The organism is Lachnospiraceae bacterium KGMB03038 (genome assembly GCA_007361935.1).
Lineage (GTDB): Bacteria > Bacillota > Clostridia > Lachnospirales > Lachnospiraceae > Massilistercora.
Genome location: CP041667.1, coordinates 2,387,645 through 2,410,246, shown reverse-complemented (window position 1 = coordinate 2,410,246; position 22,602 = coordinate 2,387,645). Strand labels below are relative to the sequence as shown.

The following is a 22,602-nucleotide window of genomic DNA, read 5'->3' as shown; positions in this document are numbered from 1 at the left end:
AAGGTTTCCGCTGATTCAAAACATCAGGACACATGGAGGATAGAAAAATGGCAAAAGAAACCAAGGTATGGGAGATCCTTAAGGAAGCAGGATACGAGCCGCTGGAAAACCGCAGCATCATTGTATCCTATGCGCCGGAGGATTTAAGTGACGCAATCGCCAAATTTTTAAGCGTTGGAACAGAATTTTATGTTTTGCAGATCTGCAGGGAAGAGGTGGTTCTAGTACCCTTTGGAAAAATGACCTGGGGATTGAAAAAGGAAGTGGCACTGTCGATTCCCTTTGCCCAGATAAAGGGGATAAAAATAGAAAAAAAGGGTCTCAATGATTATTTGACGATAGAAACACAAGACAGCGTGATCAGGCTGTCCACTCAGCAGAAGGGATTGAGCGACCTGCGGAGTTCCTCTTACCTGGGCGGCCAGTTTGGGAAAAATTGGCACAAAAAGAATCTGGACGCAACCTTGGAAGAATTAAGGAAAATTGGAGGATAGATCAAAAGGGGACAGGGCTTTTTTAATCGGGGCCGGGGATTAAAAAATCCCTGGCTCTTTTTAATCTTCTGCAGGCGGATGGATGTAAAGATAACGCCCGCGAATGGTAAGGAATCCTTCTTCCCGCAGAAATTTCATTTTTCTCGATACGGTACTTCTGGTGGAGGAGATCATTCCGGCCAGCTCTTCATGCGTATAGCGGCAGGGAATCTGGATGCCATATTCGGTCTTCCTCCCCTGCTGGGCAGACAGGCGCAAAAGGAGATTTTTCAGACGTTCCCCGGCATCACAGAAGGAAGAATCCTGTAATTGCGCCATAAGAATCCGAAATTTATAAGACAGCATTTGGTTGACCGCATAAGAAATAGAACTGTCATTTTGAAGAAGGGCGATAAAATCTTTGACAGGAATCTGACAGACAGATACAGAAGACAGGGCCTGGGTAAATACTTGGTCATGATCCTGCTGCAAGCAGGTGATCTCACCAAAAAGATCGCCTCGTGACAGCAGAAGAAGGGTTTTTTCCGTTCCTTCTGGAGCGATAAAATACTGTCGGACATGTCCATGCAGAAGAAGATAAACATAAGATTTTGGCCTTCCGCTGACTTCTAAAATAGTTTTGGAGGGAAAATCTTTTTGGATACCAAGACTGGAAAAGGCTTCTAGATTTTTTTGACGATAAGATTTCATGAGACACCTCCTGAAAAATTGCACAATTTTTATCATTATAGTATGAAAAATAAAGGTTTTCAATAGTTGAAGGAAGGTGTGAAATGCACAATTTTTGTGTTGCAGAGCACATTTTTTGGGGAGAGAATTTGGTAAATTTATAAAAAACAGACGAAATAACAGAAAATTTGGAGGTGCTTAGTATGAGTCAATGGCTACAGGAAAAATGTTGGAAAGAAGCAGGAAGATTAGCGGAAGAAAGCAAGGGCGTTGCGATACTTCCAATTGGAAGCATTGAGCAGCATGGATATCACATGCCTCTTGGTACAGACAGCTATGTGGCGATCACGCTGGCAGAAGATGCGGCAAATGAGACAAAAGCAGTGATCGTCCCGCCGGTATGGTTTGGATGGAGTCCGCATCATATGGTTCTTCCGGGAACAATCACCATTCGCCCGGAAATCTTGATGGGACTGGTTTATGATATTGCCGCTTCCTTAAAACAGCATGGATTTGACAAGATCATAATGATTAATGGACACCGGATCGTAAATGTGATCTGGATGCAGATGGCAGCCGAGAAGATCCAGCGGGAAATAGGGGCTACTGTTAAAATTTTCGACCCGGCCTATATGTCTAAAGATATTGTGGGCGAACTTGGATTTGGAGAGGTCGGACACGCGGAAGAGGTGGAGACTTCTCACATGATGTACCGATATCCGGAGTTGGTCCACCTGGAACTGGCAAAGGACAATCCGATCAAAAGTCAGGAGTTGTATTCTGTAGATCCAGCGTTTATGCATGATACCTTATGTTACGTTCCAAGTACATACGCACACGCAGAGAAAAACGCTCAGATCGCAGGAGGAACAACGGGAGAACCGACTAAGTCGGATGCTGAGAAAGGAAAAAAATATCACGAGCATCTAGTAGAACGATTAGTCTGTGTAATTCAAAAAATGCAGGAAGACTGATAGATAACTAAGAGAAAAAATAAGGAAGGAGAGAAGGTATGAAATTATCAAAGGGTGAAAAAATCGTATATGGAATCTTTGTTCTTGTGCTGATTATGGTCAATCCTCCAATTGTAAATCAGATCAGTGATTTTGCGGAAACCAATCCTTTTGTCCTGGGATGGCCAACGCTCCTGGTATGGCTTGATGTTTGGTATGCGGTGGCGATCGTGGCGTTCCTTGTAGGAGTTTTAAAGATTAAAGCATGGAAAAAGGATTATGACGATGTAAGGGGGGATGACAATGAGTAATGTAGGATTGATCATTCTTGGGATTTATACTTTATCTTTACTTGGGATTGCATTCTACGCTTCCAGACAAGATAAGAAAAACATCAAAGATTTTGCCACGGCAGGAAGTTCTCTTGGCGTTTTTGTACTAACTTTGACGTTTAGCGCAACCTACCACAGCTCTTATGCATTTCTAGGAGCCAGCGGTTTTGTATATAATAATGGCATCGGCTGGTGGGTCAATGGAATCTGGACCGTATTTCCGGGCGTAATGTTTTGGGTTATTGGAAGGCGGTTTTGGTATCTTGGAAAGACCAGAGGTTATATCTCTATGTCCCAGTATATCAGCGATGTATACCAGAATAAGACTATCGGCCTTTTAGTCACAGTAATCGCGCTGGTTTTTACAGTTCCTTATGTAGCAATGCAGGCCATAGGTTCCGGTTATATTTTCGAAGTGATCAGTGGTGGAAAGCTGAGTTATGCGTTTGGAACGATCATGTTTTTTGCGATTATGATCATCTTGGTCTGGATGGGTGGAATGAAAGGTGTGGCTATCACGGATGCGGCACAGGGAGTTTTCATGTGGATCGGGATGGTGATCGGTTCGTACATCATTGTGACCCAGAATTACGGAAGCATCAGCGGAGCTTATGAGGCAATCCATCAGGCGGTGCCAGAACTTTTGACATTGCCCGGCCCCCAAGGAGTTGTAACACCGACAGACTGGATTTCCAGATGGTTGGTAGTGACTATCGGAATGATGATGTTCCCGCATGTGACGCTTCGGTTTTTCTCAGGGAAATCCTTGAAGGTCTTAAAATGGTCTTCCGTATTTTCGTCTATTTATCTGACGTCTATCTATATATTTACACCGGCGGTAGGGATGATCGGCAATCTGCTTATGCCGGATCTGGCGTCACCGGATACCGTTTTTCCAGAAATGCTTCTAAAGTACACGCCTATCGTATTTGCGGCGCTTGTAATATCCGGGGCGCTGGCCGCCTCTATGTCTACGGGAGATTCCCAGCTTCATGCGGTCAGCACCATGGTATCTACGGATGTTTATAAAACCTACGTTAATAAAGAGGCGACGGAATACCAGCAGTATAGAGTGGCAAGATTGGGAACACTGATCTTTGGCTTTTTATCCGTGATCGTGGCATTGATGCGGCCGGGATTGATCAGTGACATCCTTGCGCTGGCAAATGGCGGTGTGGCAGCGCTGGCACCAGCTATGCTGGGAGGCGTTTACTGGAAGAGATCGACACCTGCCGCGGCGGTCAGCAGCATCTGTATCGGTGAAGCGATTATGCTTTTTACCACCTTCGTGATCCCTGATCCATTTGGGGTTATGGCGGGAGTCTGGGGGCTCGGTGCGGCACTGATCATATTTGTAGTAGTAAGCCTTATTACAAAACCAGTCAAAGAGACAGGAGAAATCATTGATTCGATTAATGGATTTTTTGCAGGGTAATTAACCGATAATTAAATGGGGCCGGGGGATTTTTAAAAATCCCCCGGCCCCAATTCAGACTGTAGACAAAGTCCCCGGTTTACACCGGAGCTTTTCTATTGTAGTTATCAACATTTCAATGATTCTTCCGGTTTTTATCAAGAAAAATCCCCTACTTATCAACTCGAAAGTTAAGCGGTGCGTTCTCTGCACATGGTATAATTATCCTATAAGGAGGGCCTGCTTATGATGACAAGAGATTCCGATAAAAAAAGAGAACAAATGATGCTGTTCAGCATGGATGACATGGTGCCAAAGGATCACATGCTCCGAAAGATTGACCGGGCAATTGACTGGAACTTTATTTACGATCTTGTAGAAGACAAGTATTGTGCAGATAACGGAAGGCCGAGCATGGATCCGGTGATGCTGATCAAAATCCCTTTTATCCAGTATCTCTATGGGATTAAAAGTATGCGCCAGACGATCAAAGAAATCGAAGTGAATGTAGCGTATCGTTGGTTTCTCGGTCTGGATATGCTGGATCCAGTTCCTCACTTTTCTACTTTTGGGAAAAACTATACCCGGCGTTTTAAGGATACGGAACTGTTTGAACAGATCTTTTCCCATATCCTCGAACAATGTATGAAGTTTCATCTGGTAGATACGTCTACCGTGTTTGTGGATTCTACCCATGTAAAAGCCTGTGCGAACAGCAAAAAGAGGCGAAAGAGGATTGCATCTCAAGAAGCTCTATGGTATGAGGAGGAGTTAAAAAAAGAAATCAATGAAGACCGCAAAAATCATGGAAAGAAACCTTTAAAAGAAAAAAAGGATGATTCAACTACACCGCCTGCAGCGGGTAGCGGCACTTCTGGTGAAAGCGGTTCTTCAGACGAGATCCCGGAAGGAGCCAAAACGCAAAAATGCAGTACTTCAGATCCGGAAAGCGGGTGGTTCCGAAAAGGCGAACATAAACATGTTTTTGCATACAACATAGAGACTGCATGTGACAAGCACGGGTGGATCTTAGGTTATACTGTGCATCCAGGGAATGAACATGACAGCAGGACATGGAAGCCTTTGTACGACAAGTTGAAAGACCTGGATATGGAGATGATGGTATTGGATGCCGGATATAAGACTCCAGCAATCGCCCGAGAATTGTTAAAAGACGGGATACAGCCCCTGTTTCCGTATAAAAGGCCCATGACAAAAGATGGATTCTTCAAGAAATATGAGTATGTCTACGATGAGTACTATGACTGCTATATCTGTCCGGCGGATCAGATCCTTACTTATCGGACAACGAACCGGGAAGGGTACAAAGAATACAAGAGCGATAAAAGCATCTGTAAAAACTGCCCTTACCTTTGCAACTGTACAGAAAGCAAAGAGCATGAAAAAACGATCTCCCGCCACATTTGGGAAGAGTATCTGGAAACCAGTGAGGATATCCGCTATACTCTCGGGAACAAAGAGATCTATATGTTGAGAAAAGAAACCATTGAGAGATTGTTCGGAAGTGCAAAAGAACAGCATGGATTTCGATACACACAATACATCGGCAACGCCCGAATGAGAATGAAAGCCGGGCTGACCTTTGCGTGCATGAATCTGAAAAAGCTGGCAAAGATTCTGGATGTAAGGGAAAGGCAGGACAAAAAATCAGGATTCTTTTTTATCTTTTATAAAAAAATATGGGAGTTGGCATTTTGGCAAAAAGAGTGGTGCTGGAGCTAGGCTCCAGCACCAACTTTGTCTACAGTCTGAAATGGGGCCGGGGGATTTTTAAAAATCCCCCGGCCCCATTTAAAAATCCCCTGTCCCTTTTTAACATGGCAGCAGGATATCTGCTTGAAAACCTCCGCTTTCTGAATGGCCGATCTCTACCTGGCCGCCATGGACTTCTGCGATCTGCCGGACGATCAAAAGTCCCAGTCCGTGACGCTGTCCTCCGATGCTGCCATCGGATAAGAGGTAGTGGGGCGTACTCCGGAGGGTCACGAGGTCTTCATCGGAGATACCGCAGCCATTATCGGCAACGGTGATCCGGCACTGAGGCTCTTCCTTTGTAAGTCGCACCGTTATGGAACAGCCTTCTGGATTGTGTACCTGGGCGTTAACGATCAGGTTAGAGACGGCTCTTTGGAGCAGGTTTTCATCGGCTTGGATAAGGCAGACAGTTAAAGCTTCGTCTGTGTCCCAGGTGATGGGATAAGTTCCTTCAGGGTCCAGATTCAGGAAATCCACTACAATCTTGCGCAGCAGAGCGACTGTGTTGACTGACGCAAGGTGAACGGGCTGGGTGTGGTATTCCAGTTTCGAGGCCAGATTCAGGTCGTTGATCAGATTTTTCATACGTATGCTCTGTAGCCGGATGGTACCGGCCTTTTTTCTTGCCTCTTTGGGAAGCGCTGTGTCTTCCTCCAGCTGGACGGCGTATCCCATGATCATGGAAAGAGGAGTGCGTACATCGTGGGAGACGCCGGCGATCCAGTCGGCTCTGGCCGCTTCCTTTTTCTTCAGTTGGTATTCCTGGGTACGCAGGCGCTGGCTGGTCCGGTTGATGGAGGCCGCAAGCTGAGAGAACAGGCCTTTCTCCCGGACCGCGATATCCTGACCGTCAGGAAGAGCCTCCACGCCCTGGACAATAGGCTTGACCGCCCGCAGGATACCGGAGGTGGAGGCAAGATAGATGATCAGGATGATACAGGCGTTAAAGCCAAGGAATAACAGCATTGTTTTCGGAGCATTGCTGATCATGCTGTAGTCAAAGGTGTTCCACATTAATTTCCAATAAGAGGTCTTTGGATGTCCCAGGATCAAAAGATCCTCTCCGTGGCTGGCATATGTGGTGGGATAATCAGCCACATATCCCCGGAGAGCCTGGGACATTTCAGACAGGCTATAATGGAGGGGAATCTGGGAAGGAAGTCCGTCGCTTTGCCAGATTACATTTCCAGATCCATTTTCTACCAGGATGGCCCAGGTATCCTGACGGGCCAGAAGATCCGCCGAAGAAGCGTCAAGCTGATAACTCCCATCTTCCTGTATCAATAAGGAAGAAGAGATGGACTCTGCCATTTTCCAGGGACTTTGTCCCCCCACTGTTTTCCAGGTGACGGCGATGAATAGAGTTAGATTCACCACCAGAAGCAAAAGAACAGATAGAACCAGGATCGTAAAAAAACGCCGGATCAGTTTCAATGTGCTCTTCATGTTTCAATCCTCCGTCAGAAGCTTGTAACCAAGCCCTTTGACTGTAATAAGAGAGCAGGGCTTGGAGGGGTTGGCCTCGATCTTCTCCCGGATGCGCCGGATATGGGCCATCAGAGAGTTTTCATAGCCAAATGGATTCTCACCCCAGGCGGCTTCGCAGAGCAGATCGATGGTAACGATCTTTCCCGCGCCTCGGTGAAGAGCCTGGAGCAGAGCAAACTCTTTGGCAGTCAGGGGAAGATGCTGTCCGTCTTTGATGACCTCCGCCCGCTCAAAGTCGATCTGGCAGGCAGCCAGACGGACCAGGGGAGATTCTTCCTTGTAGCAGCGGCGAAGGATCGTGCCGATGCGAAGGGTCAGTTCTCTTGGGAGAAATGGTTTTACCAGATAGTCGTCGGCCCCCAATCCCAGACCCTTAAATTTATCTTCGTCCTCCCCGCGGGCCGTCAGAAACAGCACCGGAAGATCCGAGAAAGTCCGAATGGCCTGAAGAAGAGAGAATCCGTCCCCGTCTGGGAGCATCACATCCAGGATGGCAAAATCCGGCTTCCAGTCCTGGCATAGCTTTAACGCTTCTTTTACCGTTCCGGCAGTTTTCAGATTCTGATATCCATCTTCCTTTAAAATGTCTGTGACCATATCCAAAAGCCCCGGTTCGTCGTCTACCAAGAGCAGTTTCTTATGTTTTAGATAATCCAGATTCATTTGCTTCACCTCACCATACATCTGTTTGCCATGATCACAGTATAGCACAGGAAGTCCTGGGACGGAAAGGAACCAGAGCATTTGTAAGGTAAATGTAAGACAGAGGGAAGGCTGTTGTAAGGATAGGGGGTTATACTGAATGGCAGGTGGAAGGAGGAAGGAAAGATGAAATCTATGATAGAAACACGGAAACTGACGAAACGATATGGAGATTTTACAGCGGTCTCAAACTTAGATCTGCACATTGAGCGGGGCCGGGTATATGGATTTCTGGGACCTAATGGGGCGGGAAAATCAACAACCATGAAAATGCTGCTGGGAATGACGGTTCCCTCATCGGGAAATTTTCGGATCAACGGGAAGACCTATGCCAGACATCGCAAGGAGATTTTAAGTGAGATCGGCTCTTTTATCGAGGCGCCCGCTTTCTATGGGAATCTGACAGGCGAGGAGAATCTGGACCTGATCCGCAAGATCTTGGGCCTGCCAAAGGAAAGTGTGGAAGAAGCGCTGGAGACGGTGGGACTTATTCCTTACCGGAAGCGGCTGGCCAGGAAATATTCTCTGGGGATGAAACAGCGGCTGGGACTGGCTGGCGCGCTCCTTGGGAGACCGCCGGTATTGATTCTGGATGAACCCACCAACGGGCTGGACCCGTCCGGGATTCATGAGATCCGTACGCTGATCCGGGAACTGCCCAGAAGATATGACTGTACTGTGCTGGTATCTTCCCATTTGCTGCCGGAGATCGAACTGATGGCGGACGACGTGGGAATCCTGAATCATGGAAGACTGCTGTTTGAAGGCACGTTAGAAGACTTGCGCAGATACGCAAGAGAGAGAGGGCTGCCCACCGATCCTCTGGAGGAGACCTTCCTGGCGTTGATCGAAGAAGATAACCTGGCGATGGGAAAAGCGGGGAGGTGGAAGAAATGAAACTGCTTCTGGAGATCCGGAAAATGAAGCGGACCGGGTATTATCTGGCCTTTCTTGTGGGAGCGCTTCTGGCGGGAGCGTTTCCAGTCGTAAATCTGGCCGCGCGTTCAGATACCTTTACCAGCCAGAATCTGCCCACATTGGAAATCCTGCTGGAGGCTAACTGGCAGATGATCGACATGCTGGATCTGTTCCTTTTGGTGATCGGCTCTTGTGTACTGTATCATATTGAATTTGCTGATGATGGAATCCGTAAGATGGAAACACTGCCAAGAAATATGGGAGGCATGTTTGCCGGCAAGACGATTCTGCTGGCTGGTTCTCTTGCTCTGGGGATGGCGATCGAGGCGCTGTCGCTTTTGCTCTGCCAGATCCGGTGGTTTTCTGACCGGCAGGAGAACATTTGGGAGTTTGGGAAGGAACTGGTAAAGGTATTTGGCTATGAACTGATTTTGTTTTTCCCGGCCTGCGTATTGTCCATGGTGATCGCTTCCCTTTTTAAAAATATGTGGATTTCTCTGGGAATCGGAGTGATCGCGATGTTTACAGCCATTATGATGCCAATGGATCAGATCGGGTGGGCGGCATTTCCTTACGCTATGCCCTTTTGGACCCTTCCGGCGGCACAGTCAGGAGACTGGGTGGGGCCCCTGCTTTTGCTGGCGGTTGCAGAGACTGTTCTTTTTTGCGGAGCGGAAGGTGTGATTTTACGAGAGAGGAGGAAACGGTAATGAATCTGATCAGTTATCTTTCGATGGAACTGAAGAAAATACGCCGTTCACATATTTTGTGGATTCTGCTGATCCCTATCGTGATCCTGTGGATACCATCGGTGGTGAATTCCGGGATGAACTTTGAGATGCAGGCGGAGGGGATCTCGCCGGAAAATAATTTTTTCATCCAGGGCTTTTTGGGACTTGCCTGGTTCATGTATCCGGCCACGCTGGTGATCGGAACCGTTCTTTTAAACCAGACAGAGCGGCGGGACGGAGGCATCCGGAAAATGCTGGCCCTGCCGGTGTCTCTGCCGACCCTTTGCCTGGCAAAATTCTTAGTATTACTGCTTCTTGCGGCGATCCAGCTTGGATTTATGGACCTGCTGTATTTTCCAGCGGCAATGATCGCTGGAGCGATGAACGACTATGATCTGATGATCTCGCCGCTGCTGGTACTGCGGGAGACAGGACTGATCTATCTGTCTGCGATCCCCATGACGGCTTTCTTCTGGATGGTGGCGGTCTGGATCCGGACAGCCGTATTTTCCATGGGGATCGGCTTGGCTTCTATTGTGCCGTCCGTGCTGGTCATGAACAGCAAAGTTTGGTTCTGTTATCCCATGTGCTATCCCTTCTATATGGTAACTGTCCTGCAAGGAGAGATGGCCGCTAACTTTGATACCTTCCAGATAGATCTGATCCCCTGGATTCCAGCGGCAATACTGATCACTTTGATCTGTTTGGCGTTGGCCTGCCTGGGATTTGGAAGAGCGGAAAGGAAAGAGTAATAGTAATCGGGGCCGGGGGATTTTTAAAAATCCCCCGGCCCCGATTGAAAAAGCCCTGTCCCTAATTGACAGTTTTTTGGGAACCGGATAGAATAAATCCAGGATTGATTTCAGAGCAGAAGTATAAAGGAGGAAGCGGTATGTTAGAGTTTCGTTATGATACTCAGCTTTTGATCGAGGGAGAAGATCTGGATGAAGACCAGATCAGCCAGTATTTTACCCAGCATTTTCAAGGAGACTGTCTGCTGGCTGTGGGAGATGAAGAGTTGATCAAGATTCATTTTCACACCAATGAACCCTGGAAAGTGTTGGAGTACTGCGCTTCTCTTGGGGAAATCTATGACATTGTGATTGAAGACATGGACCGGCAGGCCAGAGGATTGAAAGGATAATGGAAATGGCGGGAGATTTTTTGATCAGGGAAGTGAAAAAACAGGAGCTCCAAAGAGTTGCGGAAATCTGGCTGGCGGCAAACCTGGATGCCCACGATTTTATCCCGGAAGCTTACTGGAGGGATCATTTGGAAATGGTGCGGGAATTGCTTGCCAAGGCATGGATCTGTGTCTGTGAAGAAGAGGGGAAGATCTTAGGCTTCCTTGGAATGAACGGGGATCATATCGAAGGGATTTTTGTGGAGAAGAGTCAGCGAGGCCGGGGAATCGGAAAGCTGCTTTTAGACTATGTGAAAGGTTTTAAAAAGAAGCTGGAACTGCATGTGTATGAGAAAAACAGCCGGGCAGTACGTTTCTACCAAAGAGAAAAATTCTGGATTTCTTCAGAAGGAATTGACGAAGATACAGGGGAAAAAGAATATTGTATGCTATATAATGAAACGACGGAATATTAAGAGGAAGGAAGCGGCGTTATGGGGAAAAATCAGGAAAAGACGAATGTGATGCGGATCTTGGACCAGAAAAAAATCAATTATGAAAGCCACAATTATCTGGAAACCGGAGCTGTCAGCGGATTGGATGTGGTAAAAGCCTTGGGCCAGGATCCGGATCGGGCGTTCAAAACCTTGGTAACAGTAGGAAAATCCAAAGAACATTACGTGTTCGTGGTTCCGGTGAGCCAGGAGCTGAATTTGAAGAAAGCGGCCCAGAGTGTAGGAGAAAAAAGCATTGAGATGATCAAGTCAAAAGAGCTGCTTCCTCTGACGGGCTATGTACATGGAGGCTGTTCCCCTATTGGCATGAAGAAACAGTTTACCACGACTATTGACCAGAGCGCAGAGCGGTTTGAGCGGATCATGTTCAGCGCGGGGAAGATCGGATACCAAGTGGAAGTAGGACTGGAAGATCTGGCGAAAGTCATCCGCTTCCAACTGGCAGAGATTGCGGAGTAGCGATATGAATGTAGATGTATTGAGATTTTTTGATCAGAATCCAGCGGCTCTTTCTCTCTATGAAACTTTTGAAAAAAGGGTTCTGGAAAAAGTGGGAGAAGCAGAGATTAAAGCGCAGAAAACGCAGATCTCTTTTTATCATAAGCATATGTTCGCCTGTGTTTCCTTCGCGAAAGTGCGAAAAGCAAAAGAGCGGCCAGAAACCTATATTGTAGTAACATTCGGCTTGAGCCATAAAGTAGAATCGCCTAGGATCGATGTGGCCACGGAACCATATCCGGGCCGCTGGACCCATCATGTGCTCATTGCGTCAGAAGAAGAGATTGATGAAGAATTGCTGGGATGGGTGAAAGAGGCAGAAGCATTTGCCGTAAGGAAATAATGTTCAATTGGGGCCGGGGGATTTTTAAAAATCCCCCGGCCCCAATTGAAAAGGCCCTGTCCCTAATTGACAGCCTGCAGTGAAACGGATAGAATATTACCATACCGGTTCTGTCTGCGCAGATGAAAAGGGAATGTGGTGAAAGGCCACAGCAGCTCACTCTACTGTATGGAGGGACGAACCCTGTGTACCACTGTCAGTTTTTCTGGCGGGAAGGACAGGAAGTAGGTTTTAGCTCCAAGCCAGGATACCTGCCGGTATGTATGGTATGATCTTACGGTGAGGGCAAGAGGATACATGGGAAGAAGGGCTGGAAGACCAGCCTTTGTGAATTGTATGGAAAGATTGCCGCTGGCAGTCTTTTTCTTTTATTTAGGTTTTCTGTAAATGTGTTTAGAAGGGAGATCGATTCCTTATGCCAGGAAAAGAGCTTGCAAAAGGGTATACTACCGGGACCTGTGCCCAGGCGGCCACGAAAGCGGCTCTGGCGCTGCTTTTTCGCGGCCTTGATCTGGAAGAACAGGGCCGGGGCAAAGAAGCGGAAAACAGGGTGCAGGTGGAACTTCCTGGCGGCAGCAGACTGGTGTTTCCTGTGGAAGATATCCAGATCGAAAAAGACGGAGAGCAGGATCTCCCAATCCAGGTTTCCTGCGCCATCCGCAAGGACAGTGGTGACGACCCGGATGTGACGAATGGAATCCTGGTCTACAGCAAAGTTAAGAGAAGCAAGAGGCCTGGCATTGTTTTGGAAGGCGGCCCTGGCGTGGGAAGAGTGACGAAACCAGGACTGGAACAGCCGGTAGGCAGTCCTGCCATTAACCGGGTGCCACGGCAGATGATCTTGAAAGAAGCCAAGGACGCCTGCGAGAAGGCAAGGTACGAGCAGGGGCTTACCATTCAGATCTCCATCCCGGAAGGGGAACGCCTGGCAGCTAAAACCTTTAATCCCAGACTGGGGATCCAGGGCGGGCTTTCTGTCTTAGGCACCAGCGGGATTGTGGAACCTATGAGCGAGCAGGCCCTGATCGATACGATCCGTCTGGATCTGAAGGTGAAGCGGGCCGGCGGCAGTCCATACCTGATCGCGGCGCCGGGGAATTATGGCCTGGATTTTCTGAAAGATACTTACGGCATGGATCCAGAAGAAGCGGTGAAATGCAGCAATTACATCGGACAGACCATGGATATGGCCTGTGAACTTGGCTTCCAGGGCCTAGTCTTGGCGGGACATATTGGGAAGCTCATCAAGGTGGCAGGAGGGATCATGAACACCCATTCCAAATGGGCGGACTGCCGGATGGAGCTTTTGGCGGCAGCGGCTCTGCGCCGCCATTTGGGAGAAGAGAAGGCTTCCCAAATATTGGAGAGTCTGACGACAGAAGAAGCCCTTGGAATCTGTAAGGAAGAAGAGCGGGCTATGCTGGGACAGGAACTGGTGGACCGGGCAGAAGAACATTTGATCCGGCGGACAGAAGGGAAGCTTGAGCTGGGCGTGATCCTTTTTTCCAGTCAATATGGCATATTGGGAAAAAGCAGCCAAGCAGACAGGCTTATAAAAAAATATCAAGAATGGCACCAGAACAGACAGGAGGATTTATGAAACAGAAAGGTATACTTTACGGGATCGGAGTAGGTCCTGGCGATCCAGAATTATTGACTCTGAAAGCATACCGGGTGATCCAGGAATGCCAGGTGGTCGCGGCGCCGGGGAAGATTCCGGAGGAAACCACTGCCTATGGAATCGCGGCAGCGGCCTGTCCCTTTTTAAAGGAAAAAGAACTGGCGGGCGTTGAGATGCCTATGACCAAAGACCCAAAGGTGCTGGAAAAAAGCCATGAAGCGGCGGAACGTAAACTGCGTGCCCTGCTGGATGAAGGGAAGGATGTAGCCTTTCTGACTTTGGGAGATCCCTGTGTGTATTCTACCTATTTTTATCTGCATAGCCGTCTTCAGGAACAGGGTTATGAGGCCCGGATCATCAGCGGGATTCCTTCTTTCTGCGCGGCGGCGGCCAGGCTTGGAATCACCCTGGGGGAGAAAGCAGAGGAAATCCACATCATTCCGGCTTCCTACCAAATTGAGGAAGCATTGAAGCTTCCCGGAACCAAAGTTTTGATGAAGGCAGGCAGAAAAATGCCCAAGGTCAAGAAGATCCTGGAAGAAGAGGAAGCTGCCGGCGCCCAGGTGACGGGAGTGGAAAACTGCGGCATGGAACAGGAGCGGATCTATCAGAGAGCAGAAGACCTGCCGGAAGATGCCGGATATTTTACACTGATATTTGTAAGAGAAGGAGAAAAGCAATGATTTATTTCGTTGGGGCAGGGCCGGGAGCGGAAGACCTGATCACAGTGCGGGGGCAGCGGCTGCTAAGAGGGGCGGACGTTGTCATTTATGCGGGATCGTTGGTAAATCCAGAACTATTAAAAGAAACAAAAAAGTGTTGTAAGATATATAATAGTGCTCATATGACCTTAGAAGAGGTGCTGGAAGTCATGGAGCGGGCAGAAGGAGAAGGGTTGGATACCGTCCGGCTCCATACCGGGGATCCCAGTCTCTACGGAGCGGTGCGGGAGCAGATGGATCAGTTGGACCAGAAAGGCATTTCCTATGAATCCTGCCCGGGAGTCAGTTCTTTCTGCGGGGCGGCAGCGGCGCTGAATCTGGAATATACGCTTCCGGATCTGTCCCAGAGTGTGGTGATCACCCGGATGGAAGGGCGGACGCCGGTTCCTGAGCGGGAGAAGGTATCTGCCTTTGCGGCCCACCAGACGACCATGGTACTGTTCTTGAGCGCAGGGCTTTTGGAAAATCTGGAGAAGGAACTGCTGGCGGGGGGATATGAGGCGGATACCCCGGCGGCCATTGTATACAAGGCAACCTGGCCGGAAGAGGCCTGTTATCTCTGCACCGTAGGAACACTGGCAGAAACGGCCAAGACTTATGGCATTACGAAGACGGCCCTGATCATTGTAGGGCAGGTGGTGACCCATCAGAATTACCAGAGGTCCAAGCTGTACGACCCAGAGTTTACCACCGGATACCGGAAAGGAAAGCAAGATGAAGATTGCAGTCATTAGTTTTACCAGCCGGGGGAAGTCCCTGGCCCATACCGTCAAAGAGGCGTTGGAGGCCAGGGGACATCAGGTGTGGGAAGCGGTGAAAAACAGCCGGGATGAAAGGTCTGTGACAGAACCTCTTTCCCAGTGGACCGGACGGCAGTTTCAGGAAAAGGAAGCCCTTATTTTTATCGGGGCGGCGGGGATCGCGGTGCGGGCCATCGCTCCCTGGATACAGTCCAAAGCCAAAGACCCGGCGGTGCTGGTGGCGGATGAAGGGGGACGGTACTGTATCCCCATTCTGTCCGGCCATATGGGAGGGGCCAACGCTCTGGCCTGTGAGCTGGAAAAAGCCCTTTCTATGGAGGCGGTGCTGACCACTGCCACCGACGTAAACGGCAAGTGGGCGGTAGATGTGTTCGCGGTAAAGAATGGCCTTTGGATCCGGGATCTTGGGAAAGCCAAAGAGATTTCCGCTAAGATCCTGCGGGAGCAAAGGGTGACGCTTCAGCTGCAGAACGGAAAAGGATGTATTTCTGGAAACCTTCCCGGAGAAGTTACTTATATAGAAGAGGCAGAGAAGTTTTGTCGAAAGTCGGATATTTCCATCGGGATCTGGAAGCCGTCCGCTTCAGGTTCCGGGGGCGTATCTGCGGAGGCGCTGCCCCCTGATACTGACAAAACCCTGTATCTGATTCCCAAATGTGTGGTCCTTGGCATTGGCTGCCGGAAGGGAGCCACCGAGGGGGAGATTGCGTACGCCGTAGAGCAGGCGCTGCGGCAGGCGGGAATCTGGCCTCAAAGCATCCGAGCGGTTGCAACCATTGACCGGAAGGCCCAGGAACCAGGGTTATTGGAATACTGTAAGAAACATTTCCTGCCGCTGCAAGTCTACGGGGCGGAGGATTTAAGGAAGGTACAGGGGGATTTTACCGCTTCCGCTTTTGTGGAATCTGTGACAGGAGTGGACAATGTATGTGAGCGCAGCGCGGTCCGGGCAGCAGGAGAGAAAGGAGCGTTGATCCTGGCGAAACGGTCCTTTGGCCCGGTGACGGTGGCGGCGGCGGAACAAGAATGGAGTGTGGAATTTGAGTAAGGTATGGGTGATCGGAATGGGGCCGGGAGGACCCGGCCAGATGACCAGGGAGGCCCAGCAGTATTTGGAAGCTTCCCAGGTTATCATAGGATATACTGTATATATTGAACTATTGCGGGAGCAGTTTCCGGAAAAAGAATTTCTGTCTACCCCCATGCGGCAGGAAGAAAAACGCTGCCGCATGGCTTTTGAGGAGGCAAGGAAGGGAAAGAAGACCGCCATGGTCTGCAGCGGCGATGCGGGAGTCTACGGAATGGCGGGACTCATGTACCAGGTGGGGGAAGCCTATGAGGACATAGAGATCGAAGTGATCCCCGGCGTGACGGCAGCCCTTGGCGGGGGAGCCCTGCTGGGAGCGCCTTTGGGCCATGATTTTTGCGTGATCAGTTTAAGCGACCTTCTGACTCCATGGGAAACCATTGAACGCCGGCTTTTGGCGGCGGCAGAGGCAGATTTCGCAGTGTGTCTCTATAATCCGTCCAGCCATAAGCGCCGGGATCATCTGCAGAAAGCCTGCGACCTGCTGCTGCGCTATAAAGTGCCGGAAACGCTGTGCGGCATAGCAAGGAACATCCACCGGGAGGGAGAGGCGGTCCGCCTGCTTTCCCTGGCGGAGTTAAGAGACACGGAAGTGGATATGTTTACCACGGTATTTATTGGAAACCGGGAGACGGTGCCCATCCGCGGCAGGATGGTCACGCCCAGAGGCTACCGGTATGAGGGAGAGACAAATGGAAGAGACTAGGATACTGATCTTTGGAGGGACCACGGAAGGCAGGATCGCCGCAGACTATCTGACCCGCAGGCAGATCCAGGTCCATGTATGCGTAGCCACAGAATACGGCGAACAGATGCTGACAGAACATCCCAATCTCACCGTCTCACACCGACGTATGGACCAGACGGAAATGGAAGCGTGGATCCAGAAATTGGGGCCCCGTCTCGTGATCGATGCCACCCATCCATACGCCAGGGAAGTGACGGAAAATTTGAGGGAGGCATGTAAGAAACGCGGGATGCCTTATCTGCGTCTGCTGCGGGAGACGAAGGCCGGGGGAGAGGAAGTCTATGTGTCCTCGATCCAGGAAGCGGCCGCCTTCCTTGGAAAAACCAGCGGAAATGTCCTGGTGACCACGGGAAGCAAGGAACTGAAAGCCTATCAAGCCCTGGAAGCCTATCAGGAGAGATTATATGTGCGCATCCTGCCGTTTCAGGAGGGCTTACAGACCTGTGAAGCCATGGGAATACCGGGGAGCCATATCATTGCCATGCAGGGACCCTTTTCCAAAGAATTGAATGTGGCTCTGATGCGCCAGTATGAGATCCGCTGGATGGTGACCAAAGAATCGGGAAGAGCGGGCGGGTATCTGGAAAAACAGGCGGCAGCCAGGGAAACGGGAGTGCGCCTGGTGGTCGTGGAAAAACCTTTGGAAGAGACGGGATACACGTGGCCTCAGCTGTGCAGGCTTCTGACAGAAGAACTATCTCTGACGCCCTGCTGGCAGGTAACCCTTGCGGGGATTGGTCCTGGGGCGGCCAATGCCTTTACCAGAGAGGCTTGGAAGGCTTGCCAGGAGGCGGATCTTCTGATCGGGGCCAGGCGGATGCTGGAGGCGGCGGCCCGGCCGGGGCAGGAGACGTACGCGGCCTACCAGCCGGAAGAAATCTTATCCTACATCCATGCCCACCCTGAGCGGGAGCGTATCACGGTGGCCCTTTCCGGAGATATTGGATTTTACAGCGGAGCAAGGCGGCTGGAGGAAGTATTGGGGCGGGAGAAAGAGATCCAGCTTCGGCGGATTCCCGGCGTTTCTTCAGCGGTGTATTTCTGCGCCCGTATGGGGATTCCCTGGGAGGATGTAGGTCTGGTCAGTATTCATGGGAGACAGACCCATATCTTGTCCGTCCTAAGAGAACGGCCGAAAGTGTTGGTGCTTGCGGGGAAGGATAAAGAAATCCGGACCCTGGGGAGCCTGCTCACTCACTTTGGCTTTCGCAATGTGAAGGTGACCATTGGAGAGCGGCTCTCCTATCAAGACGAGCGGATTCTCTATGGCGATCCGGGAATCCTGCGGGACTATGAAGGAGAAGGGCCGGCCCTGCTTTATCTTGAGAATCCACAAGGAGGAAAGCGGGAAGTGGTCCACGGGCTGCCGGACGAAGGATTCTTACGGGGAGACGTGCCGATGACCAAGGAGGAAGTGCGAAGTGTCAGCCTTTCCAAGCTCCGATTGAAAAGGGATTCCGTCGTCTATGATATTGGCGCTGGGACTGGTTCTGTGGCGGTGGAGGCGGCCCTGCAGGCATGGCAGGGACAGGTCTACGCGGTGGAGCGGCTTCATCAGGCCAGGGAGCTGATCCGGGAGAACGCCAGGAGATTCCAGGCAGACAATTTGACGGTGATCCAGGGAGAGGCGCCGGAAGCCCTTGCGGAACTGCCTGCGCCGGATTGCGTGTTTATCGGGGGAAGCGGCGGAAAGCTAAGACAGATCCTGGAAGCCGTATTTGCCAAGAATCCAGAGGCAAGAGTAGTCATCAACGCCATCACTCTGGAAACGGTGTCAGAGGCAGTGGATTGTCTGAACACCATAGAGCTGCGGGAAGAAGAAGTAGTCCATATGAGCGCTGCCCGGTCCAGGAAGGCAGGGAGTTATCATATGATGCAGGGACAGAATCCCATCTATATCATCAGCATGACAGGAGGAAAAGAGGCATGTCCGGATTACCAAGAATCCTGATCGGGGCGCCCAGAAGCGGCGCTGGGAAGACGCTGGTCACCTGCGCTCTTTTACAGGCTTTAAAGGAACGGAAAAAACGGGTAGTCTCTTTCAAATGCGGGCCGGATTATATTGACCCTATGTTCCACCGGGAAGCTCTTGGAATTGACAGCGATAATCTGGATTCTTATTTTTGCTCAGAGCAGGAAGTGAGGAATCTGCTGGCCGAAAAGGAGAGGGATTATGAGATGGCGGTCATCGAAGGCGTCATGGGATACTATGACGGTCTGGGCGGGATCACCTGCCAGGCCAGTACCTATGAGATCGCCAGGATCACCCGGACGCCGGCCATTTTGGTGGTGGATGGAAGGGGAGCAAGCCTTTCCCTTCTGCCTTTGGTCCAGGGATTTCAGAAGTTCCGGGAAGACAGCCAGATAAAAGGAGTGCTCTTCAACCGGATCTCTCCGTCAATCTATCCGCTGTTAAAAGAGACCCTGGAGCGGGAGACCGGGCTTTTGGCCTATGGGTATCTTCCAATGCTGGAAGAAGGCGTGCTGGAAAGCCGGCACCTGGGACTAAAGCTACCCTGGGAGGCGCCGGATTTCCCAAAGCGTCTTAAGAAACTGGCGGAAAAACTGGAAGAAACGGTAGATATCGATGGAATCCTGGAACTGGCAGAAGGCGCGCCTAAGCTGGAAATCAAAGAAAAGCAGGAAGAAAAGCCCCAGTCAGGCAGTCTGCGGATCGCGGCGGCCAAGGATGAGGCGTTTTGCTTTTGTTACCCGGACAATCTGCGGTTTTTGGAAGAGCGGGGAGCCGTTGTGATTCCCTTTTCTCCCCTCCATGATCCCCATTTTCCAGAGGATGTGGACGGCCTTTTGCTCTACGGAGGATATCCGGAACTGCACGCAAAGGAGCTGTCGGAGAATGAGACGATGAGACAGGAACTGCAAAGAGCGGTCACAGGCGGCCTGCCCTGCATGGCGGAATGCGGCGGGTTTCAGTATCTGATGGAAACCATGGAGACAGAAGAGGGGCAAAGGTTTCCCATGGCAGGCGTTCTAAAGGGAGAGAGTTTTCCGGCCGGAAATCGGAGATTTGGCTATATTGAGCTTACAGGAGGCCGCCTATTTGGGAAACCGGCAGGCACGCTTAGGGCTCATGAGTTCCATTATTACGATTCCACCTGCTGCGGGGAGGCGTTTACAGCCAGGAAACCCATTTCCGGGAGAAATTGGAAATGTATGATCGGTGAAGAGACGATGCTGGCAGGATATCCCCATCTCCACTACAGAGGAAATCCTCAGGTGGGGGAGGCGTTTCTCTATGCCTGCCGGAAGTATCAGAGAGGAAGAAATCAATGAAGCAAGACAGACAAAAAGCATTGGAACAGCTTCTTGGGCAGATCGTTCCCGTGGACCAGGCGGCCAGGGAGGAAGCCCTGCGGCGCTGGGACTCCATCGCGAAACCGCTGCACAGCCTGGGGAAGCTGGAAACAGATGTGGCAGCGATCGCGGGAATCCAAAGAGATGCCCGTGTAAGGACTGAGAAAAAAGCCCTGCTGGTGCTGTGCGCGGACAACGGAGTGGTAGAAGAAGGGGTGACCCAGACCGGGCAGGAAGTGACAGCCATTGTGGCGGAAAATTTCCTGACCTGCAACACCAGCGCCGCCATTATGGCAGAGCAGGCAGGGGTGGATCTGTTCCCCATCGATATCGGAATGGCGGTGGATACAAAAGTCCCCAGTTATAAAGTGGCTTACGGAACGAAAAATATAGCCAAAGGCCCGGCTATGACCAGGGAGGAAGCCCTGCAGGCGGTGCTGACAGGCGCGCGTCTGGTAAAACAGCGCCAGGAAGAAGGGTATGACCTGCTCGCTGTAGGAGAGATGGGCATTGGAAATACCACCACATCCAGCGCGGTGTCCTGCGTGCTGATGGGGCGGCAGGTCCGGGAGATGACTGGCCGCGGCGCGGGACTTTCAAGAGCCGGGCTGGAGAGAAAGATGGAGGTCATCGCCCAGGCCATTGAGAAGAATCATCCGGACCCACAGGATGGGGTGGATGTGCTGGCGAAAGTAGGCGGTTTTGATCTGGCAGGGCTTGCCGGAATCTGCCTGGGAGGGGCGGCCTATGGGATGCCCATCGTACTGGATGGATTTATTTCTGCTGCCGCTGCTCTGGCGGCGGTGCGGATCTGCCCCACGGCGGAGCAGTATCTGATCGCTTCCCATGTGTCCAAGGAACCGGGGATGAGGCGGATCCTGGCAGAACTTCATCTGGAAGCGGCCTTGGACTGCGGCCTGTGTCTGGGGGAGGGGACAGGAGCCCTCTGCTACCTTCCGGCCCTTGGCCTTGCGGCGGAAGTTTACCGGCGGATGAGTACCTTTTCCGACAACCAGATCGAGGATTATCAGGAATTGGGGGATCAATGATGGTACATTTGATCACAGGAGGAAGCGGAAGCGGGAAGTCGGCCTATGGGGAAGACTGGCTGCGGGAGCGGGAGGCGGGAAACCGGCTGTTCTATGTAGCCACCATGGAGCCCCATGGAGAGGAAGCGCTCCGGCGGATCCTGCGCCACAGGCAGCAGCGGAAAGGAAAAGGCTTTGAGACCATTGAGTGCCAGAGAGGGCTAAAACAGGTGAAGATCCCGCAGGGCTGCGGGGTCCTGCTGGAATGTCTCTCAAATCTGGCGGCCAATGAATTGTACCGGGAGGATGGAAGCCTTCGGGACAAAGAAACAGTGATAAAGGAAATCTTGGAAGGGATCCAGTCCCTGCAAAGAAGAGCGGGAACCCTTGTCATTGTCACAAATGAGATCTTCTCAGACGGGACAGACTATGGCGAGAGCATCCGTGTGTATCAGGAAGTGTTAGGAGAGATCAACCGGGAAACCGCCTGCCTGGCAGACCAGGTGACAGAGGTGGTCTATGGAATTCCGGTGGTGGTGAAGAAACATGAAGCAATTGTGGGATAGTTTTAAGATCGCGTTTTCTATGTACAGCAGGATTCCCATGCCAAGGAGCCAGTGGACGCCTGAGACGAAAGCTTACGCCATGGGATTCTTCCCCTGGGTGGGTGTGGTGATCGGAGCGGTATTCTTTGGCCTTTTCTGCCTGACCGAATGGATAGCGGCCCATGGCATCCTGGATGGCAGCCTTTTTCGGGGAGTGGTCCTTACCCTTACGCCCCTGGCGCTGACAGGAGGCATCCACATGGATGGTTTCCTGGATACCAGGGACGCTTTGAGCGCCTATGCCCCGAAAGAGCGCCGGCTGGAGATCTTAAAAGATCCCCATACAGGCGCGTTTGCGGTGATTTCCTGCGGCATGTATCTGATCGGGATGCTGGGTCTGTACGGCGTGCTTTCCCCCCAGGGAGCGGCGGTGGTATCCCTGGGATTTGTGCTGTCTCGGACGCTTAGCGGCCTTTCTGTCCTATGCTTCCCCAAGGCGAAGAAAGAAGGGCTGGCAGCAGATTTTGCGGCGGCCTCAAGACAGAAGATCCTCCGGGTGGCGCTGGCCTGCTATCTGATCCTTGCGGCTGTGGGAATGGTGCTGGCGGGAGGGCTTTCTGGAGCGCTGTCCCTTCTATTTGCCGGGATTATGTTTGGATATTATAAATGGATGTCCCAGCAGAAATTTGGCGGCATCACAGGAGACCTGGCGGGATATTTCCTTCAGCTGTGCGAGCTGTGGATCGCCGCCGGGGCCGTGCTTGGAGCGGTATTGCCAGAAATAGCCGCGATTTTAAAGCAGGGATAGAGAGAAAGGAC

At 51.0% G+C, this 22,602-nt stretch carries 24 protein-coding genes, 1 pseudogene and 1 riboswitch; of the genes and pseudogenes, 22 read left to right on the top strand and 3 right to left on the bottom strand.

The window, feature by feature from the left end; genetic code table 11:
• Nucleotides 1–47: 47 nt before the first annotated feature.
• Nucleotides 48–494 (top strand): hypothetical protein, encoded by a 447-nt coding sequence (locus FND36_11770; GenBank protein ID QDW74653.1) that lies wholly within the window; start codon nucleotides 48–50, stop codon nucleotides 492–494.
• Nucleotides 495–554: 60 nt separating this feature from the next.
• On the opposite strand, the gene FND36_11765 is transcribed toward FND36_11770, so the two are convergent.
• Entirely contained in the window at nucleotides 555–1,220 is a 666-nt protein-coding gene (locus FND36_11765) for a Crp/Fnr family transcriptional regulator (GenBank protein QDW74652.1), read from the bottom strand.
• Nucleotides 1,221–1,366: 146 nt separating this feature from the next.
• Between FND36_11765 and FND36_11760 the strand changes: the two genes are divergently transcribed.
• From FND36_11760 to FND36_11745, 4 genes and pseudogenes are all read left to right on the top strand, one after another.
• Entirely contained in the window at nucleotides 1,367–2,137 is a 771-nt protein-coding gene (locus tag FND36_11760; GenBank protein QDW74651.1) for a creatininase family protein, read from the top strand.
• Nucleotides 2,138–2,175: 38 nt separating this feature from the next.
• The gene (locus tag FND36_11755; GenBank protein QDW74650.1) at nucleotides 2,176–2,427 is read left to right on the top strand and encodes a hypothetical protein; all 252 of its coding nucleotides are present in this window, start codon (nucleotides 2,176–2,178) and stop codon (nucleotides 2,425–2,427) included.
• The gene (locus FND36_11750; GenBank protein ID QDW74649.1) at nucleotides 2,420–3,883 is read left to right on the top strand and encodes a sodium:solute symporter family protein; all 1,464 of its coding nucleotides are present in this window, start codon (nucleotides 2,420–2,422) and stop codon (nucleotides 3,881–3,883) included. The genes FND36_11755 and FND36_11750 overlap by 8 nt, the downstream gene beginning before the upstream one ends.
• A gap of 219 nt (nucleotides 3,884–4,102) precedes the next feature.
• A pseudogene (locus FND36_11745) lies at nucleotides 4,103–5,500 on the top strand (IS1182 family transposase).
• Between the two features lie 195 nt (nucleotides 5,501–5,695).
• Here the strand turns inward: FND36_11745 and FND36_11740 are convergent.
• Nucleotides 5,696–7,084 (bottom strand): two-component sensor histidine kinase, encoded by a 1,389-nt coding sequence (locus FND36_11740; protein ID QDW74648.1) that lies wholly within the window; start codon nucleotides 7,082–7,084, stop codon nucleotides 5,696–5,698.
• A gap of 3 nt (nucleotides 7,085–7,087) precedes the next feature.
• The gene (locus FND36_11735) at nucleotides 7,088–7,789 is read right to left on the bottom strand and encodes a response regulator transcription factor (protein ID QDW74647.1); all 702 of its coding nucleotides are present in this window, start codon (nucleotides 7,787–7,789) and stop codon (nucleotides 7,088–7,090) included.
• Nucleotides 7,790–7,954: 165 nt separating this feature from the next.
• Here FND36_11735 and FND36_11730 point away from each other — a divergent pair, with 165 nt between their 5' ends.
• The 17 genes from FND36_11730 (at nucleotide 7,955) to FND36_11650 (ending at nucleotide 22,591) form a co-directional block, all read left to right on the top strand.
• Entirely contained in the window at nucleotides 7,955–8,725 is a 771-nt protein-coding gene (locus FND36_11730) for an ABC transporter ATP-binding protein (GenBank protein ID QDW74646.1), read from the top strand.
• The gene (locus FND36_11725) at nucleotides 8,722–9,456 is read left to right on the top strand and encodes an ABC transporter permease (protein ID QDW74645.1); all 735 of its coding nucleotides are present in this window, start codon (nucleotides 8,722–8,724) and stop codon (nucleotides 9,454–9,456) included. The genes FND36_11730 and FND36_11725 overlap by 4 nt, the downstream gene beginning before the upstream one ends.
• Nucleotides 9,456–10,229, top strand: coding sequence for an ABC transporter permease (locus FND36_11720; protein QDW74644.1), 774 nt, complete (start codon nucleotides 9,456–9,458; stop codon nucleotides 10,227–10,229). The genes FND36_11725 and FND36_11720 overlap by 1 nt, the downstream gene beginning before the upstream one ends.
• 140 nt (nucleotides 10,230–10,369) lie before the next feature.
• The gene (locus tag FND36_11715) at nucleotides 10,370–10,621 is read left to right on the top strand and encodes a kinase to dihydroxyacetone kinase (protein ID QDW74643.1); all 252 of its coding nucleotides are present in this window, start codon (nucleotides 10,370–10,372) and stop codon (nucleotides 10,619–10,621) included.
• 20 nt (nucleotides 10,622–10,641) lie between these two features.
• Entirely contained in the window at nucleotides 10,642–11,076 is a 435-nt protein-coding gene (locus tag FND36_11710) for a GNAT family N-acetyltransferase (GenBank protein QDW75622.1), read from the top strand.
• Nucleotides 11,077–11,094: 18 nt separating this feature from the next.
• Nucleotides 11,095–11,574 carry a Cys-tRNA(Pro) deacylase gene (gene ybaK, locus FND36_11705; protein ID QDW74642.1) on the top strand — a complete coding sequence of 160 codons (480 nt, stop codon included), beginning with the start codon at nucleotides 11,095–11,097 and terminating at the stop codon, nucleotides 11,572–11,574.
• A 4-nt stretch (nucleotides 11,575–11,578) separates the two neighbouring features.
• Nucleotides 11,579–11,956, top strand: coding sequence for a hypothetical protein (locus FND36_11700; GenBank protein ID QDW74641.1), 378 nt, complete (start codon nucleotides 11,579–11,581; stop codon nucleotides 11,954–11,956).
• An 88-nt stretch (nucleotides 11,957–12,044) separates the two neighbouring features.
• Nucleotides 12,045–12,230: riboswitch (cobalamin riboswitch) on the top strand.
• A gap of 141 nt (nucleotides 12,231–12,371) precedes the next feature.
• Complete coding sequence (cbiD, locus tag FND36_11695; GenBank protein QDW74640.1) at nucleotides 12,372–13,556, top strand: cobalamin biosynthesis protein CbiD; 1,185 nt, start codon at nucleotides 12,372–12,374, stop codon at nucleotides 13,554–13,556.
• Entirely contained in the window at nucleotides 13,553–14,260 is a 708-nt protein-coding gene (gene cobI, locus FND36_11690; GenBank protein ID QDW74639.1) for a precorrin-2 C(20)-methyltransferase, read from the top strand. Before cbiD ends, cobI begins: the two co-directional genes overlap by 4 nt.
• The gene (gene cobM / locus FND36_11685; protein QDW74638.1) at nucleotides 14,257–15,033 is read left to right on the top strand and encodes a precorrin-4 C(11)-methyltransferase; all 777 of its coding nucleotides are present in this window, start codon (nucleotides 14,257–14,259) and stop codon (nucleotides 15,031–15,033) included. Before cobI ends, cobM begins: the two co-directional genes overlap by 4 nt.
• Entirely contained in the window at nucleotides 15,014–16,108 is a 1,095-nt protein-coding gene (locus tag FND36_11680; GenBank protein ID QDW74637.1) for a cobalt-precorrin 5A hydrolase, read from the top strand. Before cobM ends, FND36_11680 begins: the two co-directional genes overlap by 20 nt.
• A complete protein-coding gene (gene cobJ, locus FND36_11675) occupies nucleotides 16,101–16,853 on the top strand; it encodes a precorrin-3B C(17)-methyltransferase (GenBank protein QDW74636.1) in 753 nt (250 codons plus the stop codon). The genes FND36_11680 and cobJ overlap by 8 nt, the downstream gene beginning before the upstream one ends.
• Nucleotides 16,840–18,846: a precorrin-6A reductase gene (cobK, locus tag FND36_11670; protein ID QDW75621.1), complete on the top strand. Its 2,007-nt coding sequence runs from the start codon at nucleotides 16,840–16,842 to the stop codon at nucleotides 18,844–18,846. Before cobJ ends, cobK begins: the two co-directional genes overlap by 14 nt.
• A complete protein-coding gene (locus FND36_11665; protein ID QDW74635.1) occupies nucleotides 18,822–20,189 on the top strand; it encodes a cobyrinate a,c-diamide synthase in 1,368 nt (455 codons plus the stop codon). Before cobK ends, FND36_11665 begins: the two co-directional genes overlap by 25 nt.
• Nucleotides 20,186–21,259, top strand: a complete 1,074-nt coding sequence (cobT, locus tag FND36_11660; protein QDW74634.1) for a nicotinate-nucleotide--dimethylbenzimidazole phosphoribosyltransferase — start codon at nucleotides 20,186–20,188, stop codon at nucleotides 21,257–21,259. The genes FND36_11665 and cobT overlap by 4 nt, the downstream gene beginning before the upstream one ends.
• The gene (locus tag FND36_11655) at nucleotides 21,259–21,804 is read left to right on the top strand and encodes a bifunctional adenosylcobinamide kinase/adenosylcobinamide-phosphate guanylyltransferase (GenBank protein QDW75620.1); all 546 of its coding nucleotides are present in this window, start codon (nucleotides 21,259–21,261) and stop codon (nucleotides 21,802–21,804) included. Before cobT ends, FND36_11655 begins: the two co-directional genes overlap by 1 nt.
• Entirely contained in the window at nucleotides 21,785–22,591 is an 807-nt protein-coding gene (locus tag FND36_11650) for an adenosylcobinamide-GDP ribazoletransferase (GenBank protein ID QDW74633.1), read from the top strand. The genes FND36_11655 and FND36_11650 overlap by 20 nt, the downstream gene beginning before the upstream one ends.
• Nucleotides 22,592–22,602 lie beyond the last annotated feature (11 nt).

Coding starts and splice junctions, on each gene's coding strand:
- FND36_11765 (QDW74652.1), bottom strand. CDS start 1,220: ATGATAAAAATTGTGCAATTTTTCAGGAGGTGTCTCATGAAATCTTAT.
- FND36_11655 (QDW75620.1), top strand. CDS start 21,259: ATGGTACATTTGATCACAGGAGGAAGCGGAAGCGGGAAGTCGGCCTAT.
- FND36_11665 (QDW74635.1), top strand. CDS start 18,822: ATGTCCGGATTACCAAGAATCCTGATCGGGGCGCCCAGAAGCGGCGCT.
- FND36_11760 (QDW74651.1), top strand. CDS start 1,367: ATGAGTCAATGGCTACAGGAAAAATGTTGGAAAGAAGCAGGAAGATTA.
- FND36_11700 (QDW74641.1), top strand. CDS start 11,579: ATGAATGTAGATGTATTGAGATTTTTTGATCAGAATCCAGCGGCTCTT.
- FND36_11650 (QDW74633.1), top strand. CDS start 21,785: ATGAAGCAATTGTGGGATAGTTTTAAGATCGCGTTTTCTATGTACAGC.
- FND36_11740 (QDW74648.1), bottom strand. CDS start 7,084: ATGAAGAGCACATTGAAACTGATCCGGCGTTTTTTTACGATCCTGGTT.
- FND36_11720 (QDW74644.1), top strand. CDS start 9,456: ATGAATCTGATCAGTTATCTTTCGATGGAACTGAAGAAAATACGCCGT.
- FND36_11680 (QDW74637.1), top strand. CDS start 15,014: ATGAAGATTGCAGTCATTAGTTTTACCAGCCGGGGGAAGTCCCTGGCC.
- FND36_11755 (QDW74650.1), top strand. CDS start 2,176: ATGAAATTATCAAAGGGTGAAAAAATCGTATATGGAATCTTTGTTCTT.
- FND36_11725 (QDW74645.1), top strand. CDS start 8,722: ATGAAACTGCTTCTGGAGATCCGGAAAATGAAGCGGACCGGGTATTAT.
- cobT (QDW74634.1), top strand. CDS start 20,186: ATGAAGCAAGACAGACAAAAAGCATTGGAACAGCTTCTTGGGCAGATC.
- FND36_11730 (QDW74646.1), top strand. CDS start 7,955: ATGAAATCTATGATAGAAACACGGAAACTGACGAAACGATATGGAGAT.
- ybaK (QDW74642.1), top strand. CDS start 11,095: ATGGGGAAAAATCAGGAAAAGACGAATGTGATGCGGATCTTGGACCAG.
- cobM (QDW74638.1), top strand. CDS start 14,257: ATGATTTATTTCGTTGGGGCAGGGCCGGGAGCGGAAGACCTGATCACA.
- FND36_11735 (QDW74647.1), bottom strand. CDS start 7,789: ATGAATCTGGATTATCTAAAACATAAGAAACTGCTCTTGGTAGACGAC.
- FND36_11770 (QDW74653.1), top strand. CDS start 48: ATGGCAAAAGAAACCAAGGTATGGGAGATCCTTAAGGAAGCAGGATAC.
- cbiD (QDW74640.1), top strand. CDS start 12,372: ATGCCAGGAAAAGAGCTTGCAAAAGGGTATACTACCGGGACCTGTGCC.
- cobI (QDW74639.1), top strand. CDS start 13,553: ATGAAACAGAAAGGTATACTTTACGGGATCGGAGTAGGTCCTGGCGAT.
- FND36_11715 (QDW74643.1), top strand. CDS start 10,370: ATGTTAGAGTTTCGTTATGATACTCAGCTTTTGATCGAGGGAGAAGAT.
- FND36_11750 (QDW74649.1), top strand. CDS start 2,420: ATGAGTAATGTAGGATTGATCATTCTTGGGATTTATACTTTATCTTTA.
- cobK (QDW75621.1), top strand. CDS start 16,840: ATGGAAGAGACTAGGATACTGATCTTTGGAGGGACCACGGAAGGCAGG.